Annotated in this window: 2 protein-coding genes and 2 pseudogenes; all 4 read right to left on the bottom strand. The window is 42.8% G+C overall.

The window, feature by feature from the left end:
• Nucleotides 1–766 (bottom strand): annotated as a pseudogene (locus tag F6K57_RS37700) (putative bicarbonate transporter, IctB family); the annotation flags it as partial.
• A gap of 328 nt (nucleotides 767–1,094) precedes the next feature.
• Nucleotides 1,095–2,681 carry a GAF domain-containing sensor histidine kinase gene (locus tag F6K57_RS37695; protein WP_229415464.1) on the bottom strand — a complete coding sequence of 529 codons (1,587 nt, stop codon included), beginning with the start codon at nucleotides 2,679–2,681 and terminating at the stop codon, nucleotides 1,095–1,097.
• A 198-nt stretch (nucleotides 2,682–2,879) separates the two neighbouring features.
• Complete coding sequence (locus tag F6K57_RS37690) at nucleotides 2,880–3,608, bottom strand: GUN4 domain-containing protein (RefSeq protein ID WP_070396930.1); 729 nt, start codon at nucleotides 3,606–3,608, stop codon at nucleotides 2,880–2,882.
• A 521-nt stretch (nucleotides 3,609–4,129) separates the two neighbouring features.
• Nucleotides 4,130–4,429, bottom strand: a pseudogene (locus F6K57_RS37685) (D-glycero-beta-D-manno-heptose 1-phosphate adenylyltransferase); the annotation flags it as partial.

The following is a 4,429-nucleotide window of genomic DNA, read 5'->3' as shown; positions in this document are numbered from 1 at the left end:
AAATACAAACAACAAAACCAATCCATCCACCCCGACTAAAGGTTAGCACTAGACAAACTGAATTCACGACCACCATCGTCAGTGCTAAGGCTTTGGGGAGCAAACCCTGCCAGACAAATACTGCTGCCAAACTCAATGATACTGCTGGGATCAGATAACCAGCTAGTAAATTCGGGTTGCCCAGATAACTATAGACCCGTGTCAGTTTTGCTGCTGCTGAAGTCGGGTCTACCCAGGTAGCTAATGCTTCAGCCCCAAAAAACCACTGCCGCAAGCCGTAAATACTGACAATTAGTGAGATATGGAGAAACAGGGTAATAATCCAGCTACGAAGCGGACCGGAACGCAATACCCTTGCGATCAGGGCAAAAAACAACAAATAAAGGGTTAATTTCACCAAACCACTAGAGGCAGCCCCTTTCACCGGAGAGAGTGCGGTGGCTATAGTGGCAACACTCCAGTACAAAAAAACTAACAGATGAATGGGGCTTACCTTCGGCTTTCCTATATCATCGGATAAGGTTAGCAATACCCAGAACCCTGCACTTGCAATTAACAAGATGCCTACTAGAGCATTGGAGACAAAAGGAGCTAAACCGAACACCAGAGCAACTATCATCGCTCCTATTGGGTCAGACCACTGTAGGAGCAAGCTACTCTGACGCCAAGAATCTAGGAGTCCCACGAGGCGATACAAATAGCTAGTTCCTCGCCACCGATACAGCTGCAAATTTGAGAGAGTAAACCGTTGCCAAGCTGAATTCATTGTCTATGTTTTATTTGAAACCACCCCATCTATAATCTTTGATTTTAGATCAGGATTCATTCACCAAATACTAAAAAACGTTTCGACGCTTCCCGAAAATCTGGCCTTCTCAGGGGGTCTTTAGGACTTTTGCTATCGACCACTTCAGAAAGACGCGCGCAAAATTCAACAATTTCTTAACTGAGCAACCCTTATCAGCCGTTAGTCTTCTATTTATGAGTTGTTTTTGATAAATACGGTCACGGTCTATGTTTGCTGGCTGTATCACCTTTACAGTACCGTTGCCCATATTAGTTTAACATATCAGTCAATGAATTGGAACAGTGGTTTAACAGTTTTGATCAGAAGACTCTAATTTAGGTAAAGTAATCACGTAGCGGTACCCTAACTCTGGCAAACCTTGAACAGAAATTTTTCCTCTATGGCGTTTAGCTAAATGGCAGCTTAGTAATAGCCCTAAACTTTCACGAGATTCACTATTCTGAGGTATTTTTTCCGATTCAGAACTCCAACTAGTGCTTTCTGGGTCAAAAGAACTGGATAAAAACTGATTGTCACAGAGGAAGTTAGAACTCGAAGGTAGTTCACTTATTCCGAGTCGTTCATTGATGAATGGGGTTTCTAAAGCATTAGCAACTGCTGCTGCTGCTGAGGGAGATTGTAACGGTAACTCAGAAATTTGCCCGTACATCTGAGGTAGACCATCTCCGAGCCAGGGGTGAGAAACCCAAACCGCGATTTTCAAAGACACGACATTAGCCCTGTCCAAATCAGTTTTTCGAGAGACATGGATGCGTATTTCACCCCCTGCTTCAGCCGAGTAAATCACACTGAATATGAGGTAATATAGCATTTGTCTGACCTTTTCTTTATCCAGAAACCAGATGCGATTCCCTGGCTCTACAGATAAATGCAACTTTTGTCGATGTTGCTGGGCTATCTGTGCTAAATTGTTAATTGCTTGTTGACAGAGCATTTCAATATCTACAGCAGTTAAATTTAGTTGTTCGCTGTTTTCCTCAAAAATCCCCAAGCAAAGAATTTCATCAACCATCAAGACCAGCTGACGACCACTGCAATAAACAATTTCTAGATATTCTTTTTGTTTATCAGTCAAAGACCCATAAACTTGGCGACTTAATACACTAGCCATTCCCATAATTGATGTTAGAGGTGTGCGCAATTCCTGTGTCAGCTGAGTTAGTAATTTGTACTTAATGGTGTGAACTGAGTTAAAACCAGCTATTCCATCTAGACAGATATTCCGAGGGCTATAAATTTCCCGATCAGACTCCACTTCCTGAGAGTGCTGAGCCTCTGTGGAAGAGTTAGGTAGCCAGTTAACAAACCGGTCACGCTCTTTTTTCAAAAAATGATTCCGCTCAAATTCACTGAGACTCCAACGAGCGGTAATTGCCAAAAACTCATAATCTTTGGTGGTAAAATTGCGAGGTACTAAATCCATAACTGCTAGGGTACCTAAACACTCTCCGTCAGCAGTTAACAGTGGTGCACCTAAGTAAGAACGGATACCGTAGTGGTGAACCAGTACACTACTAGCAAAGACAGGGTTGGCGACTGTATCATTAATCGCCAACATTTGATGACTATCTACTACATAGCTACAAAAGCATTCACTACGGGGCAACTGACGGGACTGTGCCACTCGATTCATTAGACCGATTCTAGATAATCCCACAGCTGATTTGATGTGCTGTTGCGTTTGTACCATAAAGCCCAAAATGCAGATAGGCACATCTAAAAATCTGGCAGTAGTTTGAGTTGCCTCGTCGAAAACTGGTACTGTTTCTGCTTCGAGTAGACCTAAATCCCGAAGAGTTTTCAGTCGTTTTTTTTCCCGTTCTTTAGGAGTCAAACCATCCAGAGTACAAAAAAGTTGATTTTCTTTTGCCATAACCAACCCATTTCCCATGGTTACCTTTGGTAGCACCACAGTCTACTGGCTACTGTAGTACTACCCACAACACTTAAGGTTCCCAGATAGAGTAGTGAAGTCAACAAATTCTCAGGAAAATAAATGCTTAAATCATGCCATTTTTTTTGGTATCAGAAGCATTTTTGTGTTTTTTTCCTTCCTGACCGCTTATGGCAGTCATATCCGAGTAGACCAAGCTGGATGAGAAAGCAAAGAGGAAAATACCCGAACACCTCTGAGCTGATTGGAAAGAGGCAAATGACCTTTTGGTGCACTGAGATCCCAGATAAACTCATGGGGATATCGGGTCCAGCGATTGCCAGTTTTCCAACCAATTTTTGGCCAAAGTTTTTCCCAGTTCTTGCCCAAAGACAACCAAAGCTCCCGCTGTACAGAAAATCCAAATTTGCCTTGAGAGTGAATAACCCACAAGATATCAATAGTTTGCAAATCTGTAATCGGGAAATTGTCTACTTCGGAAAAATACAGCCATCTTCTCTGTAGAGCAGCAGCTCCTGCTAACTCACAGAGTTTTTCGAGAGTAAGACGGTCAGCTGCGAGAAAATCTTGTTTAACTAACAGCTGTTGCACGGGTGTGTAATCAATGCCTGCTTCAGAACGTAGGGGTACAACCCCAGTAGGAAAATAGGTTTGCAAAAATTCATTGGTTTTGGGCATATTGGCTTGATGGAGGGCTTGATAGGCAAAACCAGCACTGAGGATAGTCGGGTTGGCATGTTGCTCCTGTAAAAATTCCATTAACACGTCTAACCCGGCAGTGCCAGTGTTGGCAAGTTCCTGAATCAAAGCCTGTTGTTTTTTTTCAGAACTAGACTTTAGCTGGCGCTGGAGTTCGGCAACTGTGTTAGAGACTTCTGCTGGTAACCGGGCCGTTTGATCGCTCATGAAGGGTAGGGTTTGAGGTTGCACTCAAGAAGATTGAATGTGATAGGTTTTAAAGTCGAGAGTCAAGCAAGTTCATGCTTTTAACCTAGACTACGGCAAGGAACCGCTTGTATACAACCTTCAAGCTTATAATTGTCTAACCTTAAACCTTTTACGATGAACAACTTGTGCCAAAATTCGTGCGATCGTAGTCCGTCAATTGTCTCGCTTCGGTGCTTCACTCTAATCGCTGCTTGAACAATTAACTTGCAGGTTAATTGTTAGGGGTTGGGGGTTAGGTGTTGGTTTAATGGTTAATGGTTAATGGTTAATGGTTAATAGTTAAGTGTGTAAGGGTGCTTAGTACCTAATGTAAGCCTGCTATCATGCCTAATGTAGCGTGCCTATACTGTATATAGGGAGACACCAGCTAGGAAGAGACAACACCCGAGGGTATGAAAAGTTTTTTCCAAAATTGACAAAGAATCAATTTACACCCACAACAATTTACCAAATTTTAACCATTCTCTATTCTCACGTGCTTATCGAGCCTGAAGAATGCGGTTAATGATTTGAGTAGTGGAGGTAGGAAATTCAACCTGGACTAACTCAATCCGCCCCCCGTAGGATTGAACAATTTGGGCTTCTGGTAAAGTGGATAAAGTGTAGTCACCCCCTTTAACGTACACCTCTGGTTGCAGTGCTTCAATTAAACGATTAGCTGTGGTTTCAGCAAAAATCACTACCCCATCTACGGGTTTGAGAGTTGCCAGAATTTCTGCCCTCTGTATTTCAGGAACCAGTGGTCGGGAAGGATATCCTGGCTGTGATGGTTTAATGCG

The organism is Moorena sp. SIO4A5, from assembly GCF_010672005.1.
Taxonomy (GTDB): Bacteria; Cyanobacteriota; Cyanobacteriia; order Cyanobacteriales; family Coleofasciculaceae; genus Moorena.
This window is presented reverse-complemented; position numbering and strand designations above follow the sequence as displayed.